Raw genomic sequence first — 18,407 nt, 5'->3', positions numbered from 1 at the left:
GCCCGCAGGGGTGCGATTCTGCGTCTGCTCGCGGTCATTCATTCAGCCGGGTGCAGCGACGCCCAGGGGTGCGCCGATTCCAGTTGGGCCGCAACGCGAATGAGCACGTCCTCGCGCCCGTAGGCGGCGGCGAGCTGCACGCCGATGGGTAGGCCTTCGGCGTTGCGGTTCAGGGGCAGGCTGATCGCGGGCTGCCCGCTCATGTTGAACGGCGGCGTGAACACCGCGAACCGGCCGGCGCGGCGCATGGGCGCCGTCGGATGTTCGGGGTTGTTCTCGAACTCGGCCAGCGGCAGCGGCGGCTCGGCCAGCGTCGGCGTGAGCAGCAGGTCCCAGCCGTCGGCCCACCACTGCTGCAGCGCCCGCCGGAACGCGGACACCGCATCCAGCGCCACGGCGTAGTCGACGGCGGTCAATCGCTGCGCCCGCTCGACGTGCACCCAGTTCACCGGCTCGATGTCGTCGGCCGTCACCTCGCGCCCGAGCGTCTCGCCGAACCCGCGCGCCGCCATCGCCAACTGCGTGGCCCACAACGCCATGAACTTTCCCACCAGGGAGGTGTCGGCGAGGCAGGCCGGCCAGGCCGGCGCGACGGTGTGGCCGAGCCCCTCCAGCATCGACGCCGCGGCGCGCACCGCCACGACGCAGTCGTCGTGCAGGAAGTCGCCGCGCGGATGCACGTCCAGCAGCCCGATGCGCAACCGGCCCGGGTCGGCGCCAACCTCCTCGGCGTACGGGCGCCCTGGGGCCGGGGCGATGACGGAGTCGCCGACACCGGGACCGCGCACCGCGTCGAGCAACCGCGCCGTGTCGCGCACCGTGCGGCTGACGCACAGCTCGACGCCCAGCCCGGACTCGGCGCGCACGGGGCCCACCGTGATCCGTCCCTGGCTCGGCTTGAGGCCCACCAGCCCGCAGCACGACGCCGGGATCCGGATGCTGCCGCCACCGTCGGAGGCGTTGGCGAACGGCACCATGCCGGCGGCCACCGCCGCCGCGGCGCCGCCACTGGACCCGCCCGGCGTGCGATCGAGCGCCCACGGGTTGCGGGTCGCTCCCCAGGCCAGCGGCTGCGTGGTCGGCAGGCTGCCCATCTCGGGGCTGTTCGTCCGCCCGGCGATCACCAGCCCGGCCGCCTTGAACCGGGCGACCAGCGTCGTGTCGGCGGTGTCGATCTTCGCCGCCTCTTTCAGCGCGATGTTGCCGTTCGACATGGTCTGACCGGCGAAGCTCGTGTACAGGTCCTTGAGCAGGAACGGCACGCCGTGAAACGGGCCTTTGGGCAGGTCGGGGGCGCTGGCCACGGATCGGGCATGATCGAACCACTCGATGACGACCGCGTTCAACGCGGGGTTGGACCGCTCGATGCGCTCGATCGTCGCCTCGAGCAGCTCGGCCGGTGTGACCTCGCCCTTTGCCACCAGCGCCGCCTGGTCGGTGGCGTCCATCCAGCGGGTCTCGTCGGCGAGGCTGCTCATGGTTTTCGGTGTACCACGTGTGACGAAGACGGCCGCACCCAAGTCGCGGTCGCTCCGGGCCGGCTTTACGCTCGTTGGTTACACGGACTTAACGGGGGTTTTGTCGATGCGCGGGATCGGGGGGCGAACTGTGCCCACACACGGGTTTGCCCTGACCGCGGTGGCAAGCTGCCTGGTCGTCGCGTCCTGTTCGGCAACCGTGGACCCGCCCGCGGCCACGCCGACCACTTCGAGTTCGACCTCGACGACCACGGCCAGTGCGGCGCCCGCGCCGCCCCCGGTCACCGGCCCGTTGGAGCGTGACTGGAAAAGCTACGGGGGGACGGCCTACGTCGGGTGCCCCGAGAAATTCGTGCAGCGCAAGTCGGCGCTCGAGGAGATTCGCCCCAAGGTGTTCGACACGAAGACGGGTCAGTACGCCGTGCCGGGCGTGCCCGCGATCCCGGCCGGTGAGAACCTGACGGGCGGCATCTGCGCGCTGACGGGGACGGCGGCCGACAACATGAGGGTCGTTTACGTGGTGACGACGACCAAGCCCGCACAAGGGTCGCAGCCCGAGGTCACCAAGGCCACGGCCTACGCCTTCGACCTCAAGACGAGCCAGCCTGTGGTGACCAAGGAGCTGGCTCCGCCGACGCCCGACCTGAAATTGACCGCGGCGAACGAATGGGGCCTGGCGGCCACCGCGACCGGTGTGGCGTGGGTGAACGCCTTCACCGACGGGCACAGCGCCGCGTCGCCGCCTCGGACCGTCATCCTGTCCGGGACCGATCTGTCGATGATGTGGAACGACCCGCAGCCCGGCCGGGCGTGGCAGGACGTCCTGTCGTTCCAGCGCAACACCGACGTCGCCAAGGCGTCCGGAGCCGAGCTGCGCCGGCCGAGCGGGGAAGCGATCTATCAGGACAACGACATCTGGACCGTCGACGGCGAATTGGCCGACGGCCCGGACGAACTGGTGAAGATCACCCACTGGGATTCCTACAACCCCCCGGTGGTGTCGACGATGTTCTATGACCTGAACGCGAAATCCCTTATCAAGGTGGGCGATTCGGACCGGGTTTCCGGCGGCGGAGTGTCCGCCACGTTGTCGGACGGGAAATTATTCGTCGACGGCCGCAACTCGGACAATTCGCAGTTCGGGTTCGGCGTGTGGAACCTGCATACCCAGCATTGGGATTTGTTGAAGACGCGCGACGACGCGAAGAAGATGAATATCGCGAAGCTGGCGTTCTTTCAAGACCACCTCTACATCACCAACGTCGGCAACACGTTCGCCGTGCTCGCCCTGCCCGCCCCCGATCCGGTCGCGACGACCTGGTCGGTCCGGCCGTTCGCGCGGATATCGGGCTGGACGCTGGTGTGCCGCGGCGAGAACGCCGCCGCCCTCAACGGCGACTGCAAGGACATCGTGATGGTCCAGGACCAGGACGGCCACTTCCCCGGACCGTGGTTCTGAGGTTCGGTCAGCGAAAGCGGACGTTCAGCGTGGCCATGCCGAAGATCTTCTGACCACCCGACTTCGCCGCGATGACGACGACGCCGCTGCGGGTCTCCGGGTCCAGCGACTTGACCCGCCCGGTGAACTCGATGTCGGCACCCTCGGCCGCCGACACGATCGCGGGCTGGGACAACCGCACCGCGTACCGGGTGACCGCGCCTGGATCGCCCGTCCACGCCGAGGCGAATCCGGCGCCCAGGCCCATGGTGAGCATTCCGTGGGCGATCACGTCGGGCAGGCCGGCCAGCTTGGCGATGCCCTCGTCCCAGTGGATCGGGTTGGCGTCGCCGGCCACGCCGGCGTAGTTCACCAGATCGCCGCGGGACAGCCGGGTGTGATGCGCCGCTAACTCGTCGCCGACCTTCACGTCCTCGAAGGACGGGGTCCCCGGCGTGCGGGTCGCGCCTTCCTGGGCGATCCGAACCTCACCCTCGGGGCGCACCGTCTTTTCGTACTCGGCGCCCGCTTCGGCGATTGCGAGGATGTCCACGTCGTGCATCATGATCTTCGGCGCGGCCAACTTGACCTGGGGATCGACATCTTCGGCGGTGACGCCGACGACGGTGGTGTGCAGGGTGTGCACCCGCTCGCCGGCGGCGTCGGTGAAGGTGTTGGTGACGGTGATGAAGTCCCTGCCGGCGGTCCTGCGCACCGATGTCAGCTCGACGTCGATGTACAGCTCGTCGCCGGCCACGATTGGGCGGTGCTGCTCGAAGACCTCTTCGGTCTGCAGGTAGGTGTCGTAGCCGACCACCACCGACTCGAACATGCGGCGATTGCACATCATGCCGGGGACCGACGTGAACGTCAGCGGCGCCACCAGGCCGGAGTAGCCCAGCTCGGCGGCCGCGGCGACGTCCCAGTGCGCGGGGTGATAGTCCTGCACCGCGCGGGCGTATTCGCGGACCTTCTCGCGGCCGACCACATACGTGCCGTCCATCTGGTAGTAGTGGCCGACCCGCGATTGAATCGCCGGTGCTTCCGCTGCTGCGGTCATGGATTTGCTCAACTTTTCTACCGGCTTGTTCGCTGGGGCCGGTCGCAACACCGTAGCGCGCCGGCCCGGTAGCGATACACGCCGACGCGTTTCGCCGGAGTGGTTCAGAACTTCGTCAGTCATCTCGTATCAAGTGGCGCCGGAGAAAATCCGCCTCGAGTGAGCTGATCTCCTCGAAGAGCGAACCCGTGTAGACGTCGAAGTGCCCGACCGGATAGCGGTGCAGTTCGACGTTACTCATCAAGGACGCTATCCGTGCCGCGAACCTCGGGGAGGCTTGCTGGTCGTGGTCCCCCAGGCACATCAGGACCGGCATGCGCAGTTTTTCCGCGGTGCCCGTGCGGTAGCGCGGCAAGGCGAAGAGCATGCGTGGGGCGAGCGCATTGCGCCAGCCGACGGCTTCGCCACCGAGCGCCTCGAACGCCGCTTTCGCCTCGGGCTCGGTGAACACCGCCACGTCTCCCGAATTGGCGACCACGGGAACCAGATACGGCCCCTTGCCCAACTTCGCGCCAACCGCATCGCGCACCGCTGCGACGCTGAATTGCAGCGTCCGCCGCGCCACATCCCAATTGAGGCGCTCGCCAAGCGTGCGCCCGCGGTGCCAGCCGTCGACCAGGGGCACCTGCGACACCACCGCGGCGATATCCGGATCCGTGGCGGCCACCGCCAGCACATGACCACCGCTGAGCGACGTCCCCCACAAGGCGACCCGATGCGGATCGATGTCGGCGCGACCCCGCACGTATCGCACCGCCGCGCGGTAGTCGTCCTGTTGTTCGGCAATGCTGATAACTTGCCGGGGCTCACCGCCGCTGTCTCCGAAATGCCGGTAATCGAACGCCAACGCCGCCAGGCCCGCCGTCGTGAACTTCTCCGCGTACGCGGGCAAGCCGAGGCGCTTGGTGGCGCTGCCGCCGTGCCCCATCACCACGCAAGGCGCGCTGCCCGCGGTCGCGGGCAGGTAGAGGTCGGCCGCGCACCGCACACCATCGGAGTCGAAGAACACTTCCTCGGGCACGGACACATCCATTCGGTCTGAGTCACCGCAACTGTGTCCTAATCTGCACCGCCGGCTCGGCGGTAACCAGGACCACATGGGCTGGTCTTCGGTGACCTTGGCCCCTACTGAACGGTCGCGCGGATGTCGATGCTGTCGACGTGGGCGAAAAACAAACCCACGCGCAGTTATTGCTCGACCAATTGCGCGACGAGCGCGGCCGGCAGGTGATGTTGGTGTCACACTGCCTGCTGAACGAGAACACCCGCTATGCCGGCGGGGCGACGCGACCGGGCGCGGTGACCGAGGCGGTCGAGGAGCTGATCGGCGCGGGCTACGGGATTCACCAAATGCCGTGCCCGGAGCGGCTGGCCTGGGGCGGGGTGCTGAAGCCGCACAGCCTTCGGCTTTATCACTCCAAGGGCGGCTGGCTGTATCCGTTGCGGGCCCCACTGCTGCGCGCGTTCGTGGTGTGGACCCGCCTTGTGTATCGACGATTGGCGCGCCGGGTCGCTCGCGACGTTGCCGACTACCAGCGCTCCGGGATCGCGACCGCCGGCATGGTCGGGATCGGTGCCTCGCCGTCGTGTGGCGTGGCGACGACATTGGATCTGCGGGCGTCGCTGGAAGTCGTCGCGTCCTGTCCGGCCGCCGCTCTCACTCGTGACGTCATGAACGAGCGAGCCGTGTTGGCGTGCAGGCGCAAGGGTGAGGGCTTATTCATCGCCGAGCTGGATCGCCAGTTGCGCCGTCGGGGTCTGAAGGTCCCGGCGTTCGAGCACGATCTCGCTGCAGAGCTTCGCGGTTCACGGCAGGCGCTACTTACCACGGGTCCGTTGCGGACCCTAGGCGCGCGATTCACGGGCGCGCGTGATCCCGCAGCACGGCCATCCGATCGCGGTATTCGGTCTCGTTGATCTCACCACGCGCGAATCGGGCGGCGAGCACCTGTTCCGGCGAGGCGGTCGGCGTTGTGCCTGAGCGGATTTGGCGATCTCCATTGATATAGGCGACGAGGGCAACGATGCCGGCGACAAGCAGCGCCCAGAACAGCACCATGCCGACGCCCATACCGGCCCATCCCCACCACCCCATGTTGTGGTCATACCAGAACATCATCGCGTTTTCCTCCAATCGGACGACCCGAAAGTCATTCACTCGCCATCAGTTTGACTCGTGGTCAGGGTGCCGTCAGGGGCCGGTGGGCACGAGCGTCAGGGACCTTCGTCCCTCGATCCTTCCCCGGGTCAAGTGACGCAAGTCCCTACCCCTAGGGGGTATGATGAGAGGATGTTGGACCGGTCGCACAATCTGCGGCGGAAGAGGTGGCACGGTCATGGCGGCGTCCGGGCAAGTTACCAGCGGCTCTTGGGGTGCGGTGCTGATAGGTGCGGTGCTGCTGCTCACCCTTGCCGTGACCACGTCCGCGGTGATCGCGCGCGCTTTCAGGGCGCGTCGCCGCGAGACCGCGCTCCAGCCCGGCGACGAGCTGTTCGATCTATTGCCGTCGGGCATGGGTGCGAGCCTATTGCGGTGTCAGGCACTTATCGCCGAGGCCGTCATCGTGCGACAGCGGCTGTCCGGCTCGATCGATGCCGAGACGTACCAGATCCGCATGAACGAGCTGGCGCGGCAGGCCACCCCCGAGCGCCGTTCACGGCCAAACCTTTAATCCGTTCCCGCCCTCGAGGAGTACATGGTGTCCGGTGTTGATATTGCCGTCCTGGTGGGTGCTGCATCGGTAGTCGCCGGGCTGGCGTGGTACTTCTTCTCGCCGCGACGCGCGCACGCCGCCACGGTCAACGCCGGACTGCAGCAGCTCCAGGTCACGGTCCGCGGCGGTTACAGCCCCAACGTCATCCAAGTGCGCCAAGGCATTCCGGCCGAGATCGAATTCGACCGGCAGGAAGCGGGGGATTGCAGCTCGCGGGTGGTCTTTCCCGATCTCCAGCTGTCGGCGGCCCTGCCGGCGCATCAACGCACGACGGTCAGGTTCACCCCAACACAGGCAGGATCATTCGGGTTTGCCTGCGGCATGAACATGATCCACGGCACGCTGGTCGTCACCCCCGACGGCACGGCCGCTGAAACCGACAAGCCCGACGCCGGTCCCGGCTATGCCCCGCCCGACGGCGTCGACGAGCCTGCGGCCGCGGAAATTGAAGCGGCTCAGGCCGAAGACCGGCGCGCGGAGATCGCCGATCTGACTCGTCGCGTGGTGATCGGCGCGGTGCTCACCGTTCCGGTGCTGTATGCCGTGATGGCCGAACCCCTGGGCGCCCGTTGGGTGCCGGCGTTCTTGCTCAACCATTGGGTGCAGCTGACGCTGATCACCCCGGTGATGTTCTACGTGGGATGGCCGATCCATCGCACCGGCTGGCTCGCGCTGGCGCACCGCAGCGCCGACATGAACAGCCTCATCACCTTGGGCACCCTGGCGGCCTACGGCTACAGCCTGCTCGTGACGATCGCCGCCGGTGCGTTGCCGGCCGAAGTGCGCGACGTGTATTTCGAGGCCGTCGGAGTGATCCTGACGCTGATCATGCTGGGCCGACTACTCGAGGCCCGCGCCAAGGCCGGCACCGGCGAAGCCATCCGCGCCCTGCTGGGCCTGCAAGCCCGCGCCGCCCGTGTGCTGCGTGACGGCACCGAAACCGAAATCCCCGTCGACGAGGTCGTCGTCGGCGACGAGATCCTCATCCGGCCCGGCGAGAAGATCCCGGTCGACGCCACCGTGTTGTCCGGGCAGTCCGCCGTCGACGAGTCGATGGTGACGGGCGAATCGATGCCGGCCACCAAACGCGCCGGCGACACCGTCATCGGCGCGACTGTCAACACCACTGGCTCGTTGCGGGTGCGCGCCGCCAAAGTCGGCGCGGACACCATGCTGGCCCAAATCATCCGTATGGTTCAGCAGGCGCAGGCTTCGCGGGCCCCGATCCAGCGCCTGGCCGACGCGATCTCGGCGTACTTCGTCCCGGTCGTGATCGCCACCGCCATAGCCACTTTCGCGATCTGGTTCGTCCTCGGCCCGGCACCCACGCTGACGCAGGCGTTGGTATCCGCGGTGGCGGTGCTGATCATCGCCTGCCCCTGCGCGCTGGGCCTGGCGACGCCGCTATCGATCATGGTCGGCACCGGCAAGGGGGCCCGGGCGGGAATTCTGATCCGCTCGGCCGAGGCCCTCGAGACCGCGCACAAGCTCGACACCATCGTGCTGGACAAGACCGGCACCATCACCGCCGGCAGACCCGCTCTCACCGACGTCGCGGTGACCGGGACCGTGGCCGAGAACGAACTGCTCACGCTGGTTGCCGCCGCGGAAGCCGACAGCGAACACCCGATCGCCAGTGCCGTGGTGGCAGGCGCTCGCGATCGCGGTCTCACCCTTCCCGCCGTGTCGGCCTTCGAGTCGATCACGGGCAAGGGGGTCCGGGCCACGGTGTCGGGCCTCGCCGTGCTCGTCGGCACCGCGAAATTGTTGGCTGAAAACGGCGTCGCCACAGCCGAACTCGAGCACATCAGCGCCGACCTGGCGGCCGAGGGGAAGACCCCGATTCTCGCCGCCGTCGACGGGCGCCCCGCCGGGGTGATCGCCGTGGCCGATACCGTCAAAGACGATTCCGTCGCTGCGATTTCCGCCCTGCGCAAGCTGGGCCTGCAGGTCGTGATGCTCACCGGGGACAACGCCCGCACCGCGGCCGCGATCGCCCGGCAGGTCGGCGTCGAACGGGTGCTGGCCGAGGTCCTGCCCGAGCACAAAGCCGACGAGATCCGCCGTCTACAGGCCGAGGGACGCCGGGTCGGCATGGTCGGTGACGGCATCAACGACGCACCCGCCCTGGCCCAGGCCGACGTCGGACTGGCCATCGGCACCGGCACCGACGTGGCGATCGAAGCCGCCGACATAACCCTGATCTCCGGGTCACTGGCCGGTGTCGTCACGGCGATCCGGCTCTCGCGTGCCACCATGCGCAACATCCGACAAAACCTGTTCTTTGCCCTGATCTACAACGCCGTCGGGATCCCGCTCGCCGCGGGCCTCCTGTATCCGGTGTTGGGGCTACGACTTTCACCGATGATCGCCGCCGCCGCGATGGCCCTGTCCTCGTTGTCCGTCGTCGGCAACGCCAACCGCTTACGCCGCTACCACGCCGACGCACTGCCGCCCGCCGAGCCGCCCGCGATTGAGCCTCGGGTGGAAACCTTCGCCGCCCGACGTCCGCCCCTCTCGTCCACATCCCCATGAATCGGGCGGTGACGCCCGAGCTCGTGCTGCGCGAACTATCGACCCACAATTTCGCGATCCTCTCGACCGTCGACGGGCAGGGCCGGCCACACTCGGCGGGGGTCAACTATGGCGTCTCCGAACGTGGCGGCGAGGTCGCCATGTACGTCATGACGAGGCGCCAGCTGAAGAAGGCGCGAAACGTCGCGCACAACCCACAGGTGTCGCTGGTCGTGCCGCTGCAACGGCGGGTATTGCGATTCGTTCCGCCGGCGACGATCCAATTGCGCGGCCGCGCCGAAATCCTCGACTGGACCGACGGGGACGGGACCAACGCCTTCCGCGGTTTCTGGATGGGCCGGCAGATTCTCAGCGCGTACGAGAAATCCCGCCGTCAAGGCGAAATGGGGGTCTGCTTTCTCAGGATCATCCTGGATCCCGTGATTCGAACGTATGGGGTCGGCCGCAGCATCTGGAGCATCCGCCGACATATGGAGGCTGCCGCCGGCAAGGTTCGACTGGCGCCCGTCGGGGTTCTTTCCACCGACTCCGGGTGTGGCCGCGAACCCTCATAATCGATGGACGCCATTGGTAGGGTCTCGGACAAAGATGTCCTGGGCGGCCGACCACACCCGTCACCACGCGGCAACGCCGGGAACGACCTGATGACGCAGTGCCGGGAGATCAAATGGATAGCACGTACGGATATGTAGCCAGCAAGGACGGCTACGCCAAGCGACTGCGCCGAATCGAGGGCCAGGTGCGCGGCATCGCAAAGATGATCGACGACGACAAGTACTGCATTGACATTCTCACCCAAATCAGCGCCGCCAGTAGCGCTTTACGGTCGGTTGCGTTAAACCTGCTCGATGACCACCTCGACAATTGCGTAAGCCAAGCACTCGCCAAGGGGGGAAACGAGGCTGACGTGAAGCTGGCCGAGGCCTCCGCGGCTATCGCACGACTTGTTCGCTCGTGATCGAGTGATATCGGCGGGCAACCGCGAACCGCAAATAACTATCAAGAGGCAGATGTGCGCTTGCCACGTATACCCTACGGGGGTACAGTACAGTGCATGAACGAAACTCACATCTGCCACTGCAAATCCACCGGGTGCGGCTGCGGAGACTCCGCGTGCACGCAAACCGGCGGCTGCAGCTGCGGTCACCACGACTGCAGCTGCAACGACTGATCGCCTTGGCTGATTTTCAAGGAGCCAGGCGCTCCCGGCATTAGCGACTGTGATGCGTGAGAGATTCGACAGCGAGACACGATTGTCATGGCTTTTGGCCGCATTGGCCGGACTGATCGGTGCTACGGCATTCACCCACTCCGCCGGATACTTCGTAACCTTCATGACCGGAAACACCGAACGTGCCGCGTTGGGGTTCTTTCGTGACCAACCCTGGCTCGTACTCACGGCGGCGGTGCTGTTGGCGGCCTTTCTCAGCGGCGTAGTAGTCGCGTCATCGTGCCGGCGCCATCTGTGGGTGGCGCATCCTCATGGCCCGACGGTGCTCACAGCTTTGTCACTGGCAGTCGCCACCACCGTCTGCGTCGCCACACACGGGTGGTCGGCGATGGGCGAACTCTCCTTGGCGCCAATCATTTTCGTTGCGTTCGGAATTGGCGCCCTCAATACCTCATTTGTCAAGGATGGTGAGGTGTCGACCCCGCTGAGCTACGTGACCGGGACACTCGTGAAGATGGGCCAGGGCATTGAACGTCACATCAGTGGCGGCTCGGCGGCCGCGTGGTTGGGATACTTTCTGCTGTACATGAGCTTCATTTTGGGTGCCGTCATCGGCGGGTTGATTAGCCTGGTCGCCAACGGATCCCAGATGTTGGCGGTCGCGACGGTCGTGTGTTCGATCGCCGCCGGATACACCTATTTCCACGGTGACCGCCGTGCACTCGTGAGGGAGTCGAATGGCGGAAGTCCGCCCAACCGCCCATTTCCAAAGATGATGCGAAAGACGCCGCGTTGATGGATTGCCGGCCATAGCGTCCTCTGGTTAGACGCCGTTCACGTCGGCTCCGCTTGTTCCCATGAGCCCGGCGCACCCAAGCCTGCGGAATAGCCAACCTCAGTCGCGTTGGCCGTCCCGATAACTTACTATCTGCGTATGCATGCAGATAATCGGGAGGCGTCACCATGACCACCGATCACGGGCACAAGCACGGCCACGATCACGACCACGACCAACCCCATGGGCATGCCCACGCCCACCCCCACGGAATTCGTGGCATCGTGTCGCAGCTGCTGGTCCCGCACAGCCACGACGCCGCCGACAGCGTCGACACCGCCCTGCAATCCAGCGCCATCGGCATCCGGGCGGTCAAAGTCAGCCTCGTCGGGCTGGGCGCGACCGCGATCGTGCAGGTCGTCATCGCCGTCATCTCCGGATCGATCGCCCTGGCCGCCGACACCATCCACAACTTCTCGGACGCCCTGACCGCGGTCCCGCTGTGGGTCGCGTTCGCGTTGGGCACCCGCCCGGCGACGCGGCGCTACACCTATGGCTACGGTCGGGCCGAGGACATCGCCGGCCTGTTCGTGATCGGCATGATCACGCTGTCGGCGATCATCGCCGGCTACGAAGCCGTCCTGCGGCTCGTCCACCCAGTCACGATCGAGCACGTCGGCTGGGTCGCCGCCGCCGGTGTGATCGGCTTCCTCGGCAACGAGGTCGTCGCCATGTACCGGATCCGGATCGGCCGCCGCATCGGGTCGGCCGCCCTGGTCGCTGACGGACTGCACGCCCGCACCGACGGATTCACTTCGCTGGCAGTGCTTTTCGGGGCCGGGGGCGTCGCGCTCGGCTACCCGCTGGCGGACCCGATCGTCGGATTGATCATCACGGTGGCGATCCTGGCCGTGCTGCGCGGCGCAGTGCGCGACATCTTCCGCCGGCTGATGGACGCCGTCGATCCCGAGCTCGTCGACACCGCCGAGGCGGCGCTGGCGGCGCGGCCCGGCGTTCGCAGCGTGCGCCGCGTCCGCATGCGCTGGATCGGGCACCGCCTGCACGCCGATGCCGAGCTGGACATCGATCCCAACACCAGCCTCGAGGACGCCCACCGCATCGCGCACGACGCCGAACACCAACTCACCCACGCCGTGCCCCGGCTCGACAGCGCGCTCGTGCACGCCTACCCCGCGCACCCGGGCGCTTAAGTCAAACCGAGGGCCTGCGGAACCATGTACAGCCCGAAGCCCATCACGACGAGGCACAGGGCCCACGCGATGTATTTGCGCGGCCCGCGCATGCGCCATTCCTCGGGCAGCGCGCGGGATTCCAGCGCCAGCAGCAGGCCCAACACGATGGGCAGCAGCAAGGCGTTCATCACCTCGACGTCGACGGCCAGGTTGACCAGGTCGACGCTGGCCAGCACGAGCGCCGCGCCGATGACATGGGCGAGCCCGTAGGTGATGTAGAACTTCGCGGTCGCCCGGTTGGGCCGCTCGTTGAGGGTGTGCTTCCAGCCGAAGACCTCGGACAGTCCCCACGCGCCGGCGAGGGACGCCACGATCGCGGCGACGAGCGCCGCGCCCAGCATGCCCAGCCCGAACAGGACCGTGCCGCCGGCGCGGCCCAGGTAGGGCGTGAGCGCGTTGGCGATGTCGCCGACGGTGTTCAGCGCGGTCTCGCCGTTGTGGGCGCCGATCGTCGAGGCCACGGTGACCACCACCGAGATCATGATCAGCTGGGTCAGCACGGCGCCGGCGGCGGTGTCATTGCGGGCCTGGCGGATCGTGGCCACCGACAGGTGCTTATCGACCACCGCGCCCTGCTGGTAGAAGACCATCCAGGGCATGATGACGGCGCCGACGTTGGCGGCGACCAGCAGCAGATACGACGAGTTGCCCAGCGGCATCGACTTCAGGCCCTCCACAAAGGCTTTGGGCTCGGGCCGCGCCATCACCATGGCGACCAGGAATGCCAGCTCGGCCGAGCCGATGACGAGGCCGATGCGTTCCACGCGCTGGTAGCTGCCGGTCAGCGCCAAAGCCAGCAGCGCGGCGGTCGCGACCGGGATGCTCACCCAGCGCGAGACGCCGAACAGCTCTCCGACGCCGGCGACGCCGGCGAACTCGGTGAGCAACGCCCCGATCGACGATGCGAACAGGGTGAACGCCGAAACCCACGCCCAGAAGCGCCCGAACCGTTCCCGGATCAGCGCGCCGTGCCCCTTCTTGGTGACGATGCCCAGCCGGACGGTCATTTCCTGCACGACGTAGAGGATGGGCATCAGGATCAGCTGCGGCAGCACCATCCGATAGCCCCATTGAGCGCCGGACTGCGACGCGGTGATCAGCGAGCCCGCGTCCGTGTCGGCCAGCATCACGACCAGGCCCGGGCCCCATACCGTCAGCAGCCCCCAGCGCAGCCACCGGCCGCGGCGGGAGGCCGATTCGGGCGGCTGGTCCGACGCGTCGGCCACCGGTGTGGTTGTTTCGGTCACCCTCGAGCAACTCCTTCGTGCGGCGGCAGCGACAGACCCGTCCAACTTAGCCTTACCTAACCAGCCGGTGTCAACGCTCCCGGTTTGCGGTTACCGTTGCCCGCTATGGGTGCATTGAACGGGCGCGTGGCGCTGATCACGGGAGCGGCAAGGGGACAGGGGCGCGCGCACGCCCTGGCACTGGCGGCCGAAGGCGCGGACATCGTCGCCGCCGACGTGCCCGGGCCGATGGTGGACCTGACCTACCCGCTTGGCACCGAGGACGACCTGCGAGACACGGCCAAGCGAGTCGAAGAGCTCGGCAAGCGTTGCCTGCCAATAACTCTCGACGTGCGCAACTCGGCGCAGGTCGACGCCGCGGTGCGGCAGACGGTGACAGACATGGGTGGCCTGCACATTGTGGTGGCGAACGCCGGCATCGTCAGCACCGGTCCCCTGGAGCAGGTGAGCGACCAGGTCTGGCAACAGCTGCTCGACACCAACCTGACCGGTGTATTTCACACGCTGCGCGCGGCCATCCCGGTGATGCGACAGCAGCGCTTCGGGAGGATCGTGGTGACGTCCTCGATGGGAGGCAGGATGGGCATCCCCGAGTTGGCGGCATACAACGCCACCAAGTGGGGCATCATCGGCCTGGCCAAATCCGTCGCCCTCGAGGTCGCCAAAGAGGGCGTGACGGTGAACGTCGTGTGCCCGACGACAACCCAGACACCGATGGTTCAGCCCTCCGAAAGTGACGACGTTCCCGACGATTTGGTGCGCCGGATGATGCGGGCTAACCCGATACCTCGGCCGTGGCTGCAACCCGAGGACGTCAGCCGCGGGGTCGTGTACCTGGTCACCGATCCCGGAGTCGTCACCGGCAGCGTCCTCGAGATCGGCCTCGGCGGCAGCGCGCGGATGCACTAGTCCGCCCTGAACCCCGCCTGGTCGTCGCGCCGCGGCGCACGAGTAGCCCCTGACCTCGGTGGCAGGTACAGGATTCGAACCTGTGTAGGCGTAAGCCGACGGATTTACAGTCCGCTCCCATTGGCCGCTCGGGCAACCTGCCGCCAGACAGGTTACAACGAACGGGTAGACAAGGCACAAACGGCTAACCAGATGGAAGGGACCGATCGAATGGCCGACTCATCGTTCGACATCGTCAGCAAGGTCGATCGGCAGGAGGTCGACAACGCGCTCAACCAGGCCGCCAAGGAGCTCGCCACCCGTTTCGACTTCCGCGGCACCGACACCAAGATCGAGTGGAAGGGTGACGAGGCCATCGAGCTGACGTCGTCCACCGAGGAGCGCGTGAAGGCCGCAGTCGACGTCTTCAAGGAGAAGCTGATCCGTCGCGACATCTCCATGAAGGCCTTCGACGCCGGCGAGCCGCAGGCCTCCGGCAAGACCTACAAGGTCAGCGGCACCCTCAAGCAGGGCATCAGCAGCGAGAACGCCAAGAAGATCACCAAGCTGATCCGCGACGAGGGGCCCAAGAACGTAAAGACCCAGATCCAGGGCGACGAGGTCCGCGTCAGCAGCAAGAAGCGCGACGACCTGCAGGCCGTACAGGCGCTGCTGCGCAACGCCGACCTGGACGTGGCGCTGCAGTTCGTCAACTATCGGTAGCGGGAAGCGAGGTTGAGATGGCGGTGACTCCGCAGCAGGTCGAGCAGTTCGACGTCATCATCATCGGCGCGGGCATCTCCGGCATCGATGCGGCCTATCGAATCACCGAGCGCAACCCGGGCGTCACCTACACCATCCTGGAGCGACGGGCCCAGATCGGCGGCACGTGGGACCTGTTCCGCTATCCAGGCGTTCGCTCCGACAGCAGCATGTACACGCTGTCGTTTCCGTTCGAGCCGTGGACCCGGAAAGAGGGCATCGCCGACGGCGGCCACATCCGCGAGTACCTCAACGCCACCGCGCGCAAGTACGGCATCGACCGCCACATCCGGTTCAACAGCCGTGCGCGCGCCGCGGATTGGGACTCGTCCACCGACACGTGGACGGTGACCGTCGAACAAGACGGCGCCAGCAAGACTTTGCGCGGCCGGTTCGTGTTCTTCGCCAGCGGCTACTACAACTACGACGAGGGCTACACACCGGAGCTGCCCGGCATCGAGCGGTTCGGTGGGACCGTTGTCCATCCCCAACGCTGGCCCGAACACCTGGACTACGCCGGCAAGAAGGTCGTCGTCATCGGCAGCGGGGCGACCGCCGTCACGCTGGTCCCGTCGATGGCCGAACGCGCCGGAAAAGTGACCATGCTGCAGCGCTCGCCCACGTATCTGGTCTCGGCGGCCAAACACGGCAAGGTCGCCCCCCTTGCCCGTAAACTGCTGCCGCGCCGGGCCGCCTCTCTGGCGCTCCGGATCTACACCGCGCTGTCGGAAGCGGTGTTCGTCTTATTGTCCGGCAAGGCACCGGGTTTCGTACGCTGGCTGCTGCGGCGCAGGGCGATCAGCAAGCTGCCCGCCGGCTACGAGGTCGACGTCCACTTCAAGCCGCGATACAACCCGTGGGACCAGCGGATGTGCCTGATTCCCGACGCCGACTTCTACAACGCGGTCAGCGCCGGTGGCGCCGAGGTGGTCACCGACCGCATCGATCACTTCGATGCCACCGGCATCGCGCTGGAATCCGGCGCACACCTCGACGCCGACATCATCGTCACGGCGACCGGCCTGCAGCTGCAGGCGCTGGGTGGTGCCGCCATCAGCATGGACGGCGAACCGATCGATCACCGCGACCGGTTCGTCTACAAGGCGCACATGCTCGAGGACGTGCCCAACCTGTTCTGGTGTGTCGGTTACACCAAAGCGTCGTGGACGCTGCGCGCCGACATCACCGCCCGGGCGACGGCAAAGCTGATGGCGCACATGGCCTCCCACGGCTACACGCACGCCTACCCGCACCGCGGCGACGAGCCGATGGACGTCAAGCCGTCGTGGGACATTCAGGCCAACTACGTGAAGCGCTCGGGCCACGCGCTGCCCAAGTCGGGCACCAAGCGGCCGTGGAATGTGCGGCAGAACTATTTCGCCGATGCCATCGACTACCGCTTCGACCGCATCGAGGAGGCGATGGTGTTCGGCCGGGTGGCCGACCGGGCGCGGATCGCGGGTTAGCCGTTTGCTCCCTGAGCGGATTCGTCACCAAGTATCTCTTTGCCGCAGTTGGGACAGAACCTTTCGGCGGGGTGGTGTTCGGCTCCGCAACCCGAACAGAAATGGGGTTCCGCCGGGTCGTGTGTCGGCGCCGCGCCGATGAGCCGGGCGGCACCGATCTTGATGCCGGCCCGTGCGGAAACCCGTTTCCCGGTACCGGGACGCTTTCCCGAAACCAGCCGCAATCCGGGCGCTTTCACCGGAGCGTCGAGGTGCCAACGGTTTCGCACCGCCAGAAACGTGAAACCCGCGGCGACCGCAAGCACCAGGACGACGCCACCCGCGATGTACCACAACAGGTTTGCGCCGCTGAGCACCGAGAAGTCGCCGTGCTGCTGGCGCAGGTTGGCCGCGTTCGTCCTAAGATCCGCCAGCCCGGGATAGTCGGGTGACATCGACAGGGTCTGGTCGAAGTCGTCGATCGCCTCGGTGTACTGGCCCGCGTAGTAATGCTTGAGCCCCTTGCGGTAGTACGCGTCGGCCGGGCCCAGCGTCGCCTTGACGCCCTTGCTCGCCATGATCGCTGCGAGGCCGTCGGCGGGCGCGATGAAGTTGAACGCCTGCGGTTCGCCGACGGGGGCGAAGCTATTGATGCCGATCACCTTGCCGTTGAGGTCGACGGTCGGGCCGCCGCTCATGCCCTCCGAGACGGCGGCATCGATCTCGTACTCGGCGGCCGAGCCCATGGTCGACTTCTTGCTGACCTTGCCGCTCTTGTTCGTCGGGTCCAGCGAGGGGCCGGTGACGTTCTCGGTGCTTTGCGAAAAGCCCACCGCCAGAACCGATGTGCCGATGCTGACGTCGGCGTCGGTGGCCAGCTCCGACGACGGCAGGTTGTGCTTGTCCGCCTTGAGGAGGGCGACGTCGCCTTTGCCCAGCGGCCGGAAATCCACGACGTTGGCGGCGACCTTGCCGGCGACCTTGGTGCCGGTGCCGTACGTCAGCGCGAGGCTGATTTCGGGACCCCGGTCGGCGGTGTCCCCTTCGACCCGCGCGTTCTTGCGCAGCCAGTCCAGCGTCGTGGCGGGATCCCGCGACTCCGGCGCGTCCGGGAATTGGGCGATGTACTCCTTGGCCGCGCGCTTGAGGATGAGCAGCTTGGCGCTCTCGGAGTCGACGCAATGACCGGCCGTGGCCACCCAGCCGTCGGGGTTGACGACGAAGCCGGTGCAGCTCCAGGTCGCGATGAACGGCATGGTCGTGCCGGGGCCGAACTGGGACAGGATCTGGCCGTCGGGCAGCCGGACCGCGCCGTAGCTTTGGCCGGCGAGGTACATAACGGCCGGCCGGATCATGGCCGCCGCCCGTTCCTCCGGGTTGACGCGCGGGCGGCCGTCGTCGGCGGCGGCGATCCCGGGGGAGCCGACCAACACGGCGAGAGCGGCCGCCGAGACCAACGCGGACACGCGGCCGCAACGAGCGCGTCCGGGCATGCATCCTCCTCGTATGAATCTGTCCCTTGACGATCGGGCACGCGGGCCTGCGGAAGGTAGGGGCGGAAGTCCCCTGGCTTCGGGCCCTTGGTTTCGACGGGCCCACAGTTGGTGAACTGCTTCTAAATCTCCGGTGGCGGCAATACTG

General features: G+C 67.1%; 17 protein-coding genes and 1 tRNA gene. 11 read left to right on the top strand and 7 right to left on the bottom strand.

The features are described 5' to 3' along the window. Window positions 1-38: 38 nt before the first annotated feature. A complete protein-coding gene (locus AC5Y5E_RS12380; protein WP_499903257.1) occupies window positions 39-1,478 on the bottom strand; it encodes an amidase in 1,440 nt (479 codons plus the stop codon). Between the two features lie 106 nt (window positions 1,479-1,584). On the opposite strand from AC5Y5E_RS12380, the gene AC5Y5E_RS12375 reads away from it, so the two are divergent. Continuing rightward, entirely contained in the window at window positions 1,585-2,937 is a 1,353-nt protein-coding gene (locus tag AC5Y5E_RS12375; RefSeq protein WP_499903256.1) for a hypothetical protein, read from the top strand. 7 nt (window positions 2,938-2,944) lie between these two features. Here AC5Y5E_RS12375 and AC5Y5E_RS12370 read toward each other — a convergent pair whose 3' ends face one another. Together AC5Y5E_RS12370 and AC5Y5E_RS12365 are read right to left on the bottom strand one after the other, a co-directional pair. Further along, a complete protein-coding gene (locus AC5Y5E_RS12370) occupies window positions 2,945-3,976 on the bottom strand; it encodes a fused (3R)-hydroxyacyl-ACP dehydratase subunits HadA/HadB (RefSeq protein ID WP_499903255.1) in 1,032 nt (343 codons plus the stop codon). Window positions 3,977-4,091: 115 nt separating this feature from the next. Then, window positions 4,092-4,997 carry an alpha/beta hydrolase gene (locus AC5Y5E_RS12365; RefSeq protein ID WP_499903254.1) on the bottom strand — a complete coding sequence of 302 codons (906 nt, stop codon included), beginning with the start codon at window positions 4,995-4,997 and terminating at the stop codon, window positions 4,092-4,094. Window positions 4,998-5,137: 140 nt separating this feature from the next. On the opposite strand from AC5Y5E_RS12365, the gene AC5Y5E_RS12360 reads away from it, so the two are divergent. Beyond that, the gene (locus AC5Y5E_RS12360) at window positions 5,138-5,893 is read left to right on the top strand and encodes a hypothetical protein (protein WP_499903253.1); all 756 of its coding nucleotides are present in this window, start codon (window positions 5,138-5,140) and stop codon (window positions 5,891-5,893) included. On the opposite strand, the gene AC5Y5E_RS12355 is transcribed toward AC5Y5E_RS12360, so the two are convergent. Further along, window positions 5,835-6,095: an SHOCT domain-containing protein gene (locus AC5Y5E_RS12355; RefSeq protein WP_499903305.1), complete on the bottom strand. Its 261-nt coding sequence runs from the start codon at window positions 6,093-6,095 to the stop codon at window positions 5,835-5,837. The genes AC5Y5E_RS12360 and AC5Y5E_RS12355 overlap by 59 nt on opposite strands. A gap of 217 nt (window positions 6,096-6,312) precedes the next feature. Between AC5Y5E_RS12355 and AC5Y5E_RS12350 the strand changes: the two genes are divergently transcribed. The 6 genes from AC5Y5E_RS12350 to AC5Y5E_RS12325 all read left to right on the top strand — a co-directional run bounded on the left by AC5Y5E_RS12350 (window position 6,313) and on the right by AC5Y5E_RS12325 (window position 12,382). Beyond that, complete coding sequence (locus tag AC5Y5E_RS12350; RefSeq protein WP_499903252.1) at window positions 6,313-6,648, top strand: hypothetical protein; 336 nt, start codon at window positions 6,313-6,315, stop codon at window positions 6,646-6,648. A 27-nt stretch (window positions 6,649-6,675) separates the two neighbouring features. Further along, window positions 6,676-9,225, top strand: coding sequence for a heavy metal translocating P-type ATPase (locus tag AC5Y5E_RS12345; RefSeq protein WP_499903251.1), 2,550 nt, complete (start codon window positions 6,676-6,678; stop codon window positions 9,223-9,225). Window positions 9,226-9,233: 8 nt separating this feature from the next. Beyond that, window positions 9,234-9,779 carry a pyridoxamine 5'-phosphate oxidase family protein gene (locus tag AC5Y5E_RS12340; RefSeq protein ID WP_499903250.1) on the top strand — a complete coding sequence of 182 codons (546 nt, stop codon included), beginning with the start codon at window positions 9,234-9,236 and terminating at the stop codon, window positions 9,777-9,779. 113 nt (window positions 9,780-9,892) lie between these two features. Beyond that, on the top strand, window positions 9,893-10,183 hold the full coding sequence (gene ricR / locus AC5Y5E_RS12335) for a copper-sensing transcriptional repressor RicR (RefSeq protein WP_499903249.1): 291 nt from the start codon (window positions 9,893-9,895) through the stop codon (window positions 10,181-10,183). A gap of 262 nt (window positions 10,184-10,445) precedes the next feature. Continuing rightward, window positions 10,446-11,192, top strand: a complete 747-nt coding sequence (locus AC5Y5E_RS12330; RefSeq protein ID WP_499903248.1) for a YoaK family protein — start codon at window positions 10,446-10,448, stop codon at window positions 11,190-11,192. 167 nt (window positions 11,193-11,359) lie between these two features. Next, the gene (locus AC5Y5E_RS12325) at window positions 11,360-12,382 is read left to right on the top strand and encodes a cation diffusion facilitator family transporter (protein ID WP_499903247.1); all 1,023 of its coding nucleotides are present in this window, start codon (window positions 11,360-11,362) and stop codon (window positions 12,380-12,382) included. On the opposite strand, the gene AC5Y5E_RS12320 is transcribed toward AC5Y5E_RS12325, so the two are convergent. Continuing rightward, window positions 12,379-13,671, bottom strand: a complete 1,293-nt coding sequence (locus AC5Y5E_RS12320) for an NRAMP family divalent metal transporter (RefSeq protein WP_499903246.1) — start codon at window positions 13,669-13,671, stop codon at window positions 12,379-12,381. The genes AC5Y5E_RS12325 and AC5Y5E_RS12320 overlap by 4 nt on opposite strands. A gap of 105 nt (window positions 13,672-13,776) precedes the next feature. Here AC5Y5E_RS12320 and AC5Y5E_RS12315 point away from each other — a divergent pair, with 105 nt between their 5' ends. Next, the gene (locus AC5Y5E_RS12315) at window positions 13,777-14,580 is read left to right on the top strand and encodes a mycofactocin-coupled SDR family oxidoreductase (RefSeq protein ID WP_499903245.1); all 804 of its coding nucleotides are present in this window, start codon (window positions 13,777-13,779) and stop codon (window positions 14,578-14,580) included. 59 nt (window positions 14,581-14,639) lie between these two features. Here AC5Y5E_RS12315 and AC5Y5E_RS12310 read toward each other — a convergent pair. After that, a tRNA-Tyr gene (locus AC5Y5E_RS12310) sits at window positions 14,640-14,722 on the bottom strand. Between the two features lie 68 nt (window positions 14,723-14,790). Between AC5Y5E_RS12310 and AC5Y5E_RS12305 the strand changes: the two genes are divergently transcribed. Beyond that, a complete protein-coding gene (locus AC5Y5E_RS12305) occupies window positions 14,791-15,282 on the top strand; it encodes a YajQ family cyclic di-GMP-binding protein (protein WP_499903244.1) in 492 nt (163 codons plus the stop codon). Between the two features lie 17 nt (window positions 15,283-15,299). Beyond that, on the top strand, window positions 15,300-16,787 hold the full coding sequence (locus tag AC5Y5E_RS12300; protein ID WP_499903243.1) for a flavin-containing monooxygenase: 1,488 nt from the start codon (window positions 15,300-15,302) through the stop codon (window positions 16,785-16,787). Here AC5Y5E_RS12300 and AC5Y5E_RS12295 read toward each other — a convergent pair. Beyond that, window positions 16,784-18,259 (bottom strand): trypsin-like peptidase domain-containing protein, encoded by a 1,476-nt coding sequence (locus tag AC5Y5E_RS12295; RefSeq protein WP_499903242.1) that lies wholly within the window; start codon window positions 18,257-18,259, stop codon window positions 16,784-16,786. The two genes, AC5Y5E_RS12300 and AC5Y5E_RS12295, sit on opposite strands and share 4 nt — an antisense overlap. Between the last annotated feature and the right edge of the window lie 148 nt (window positions 18,260-18,407).

Source organism: Mycobacterium sp. NGS54 (genome assembly GCF_059812465.1).
The sequence above is the reverse complement of the archived record's forward strand: the minus strand, read 5'-3'. Positions and strand labels throughout refer to the sequence as shown.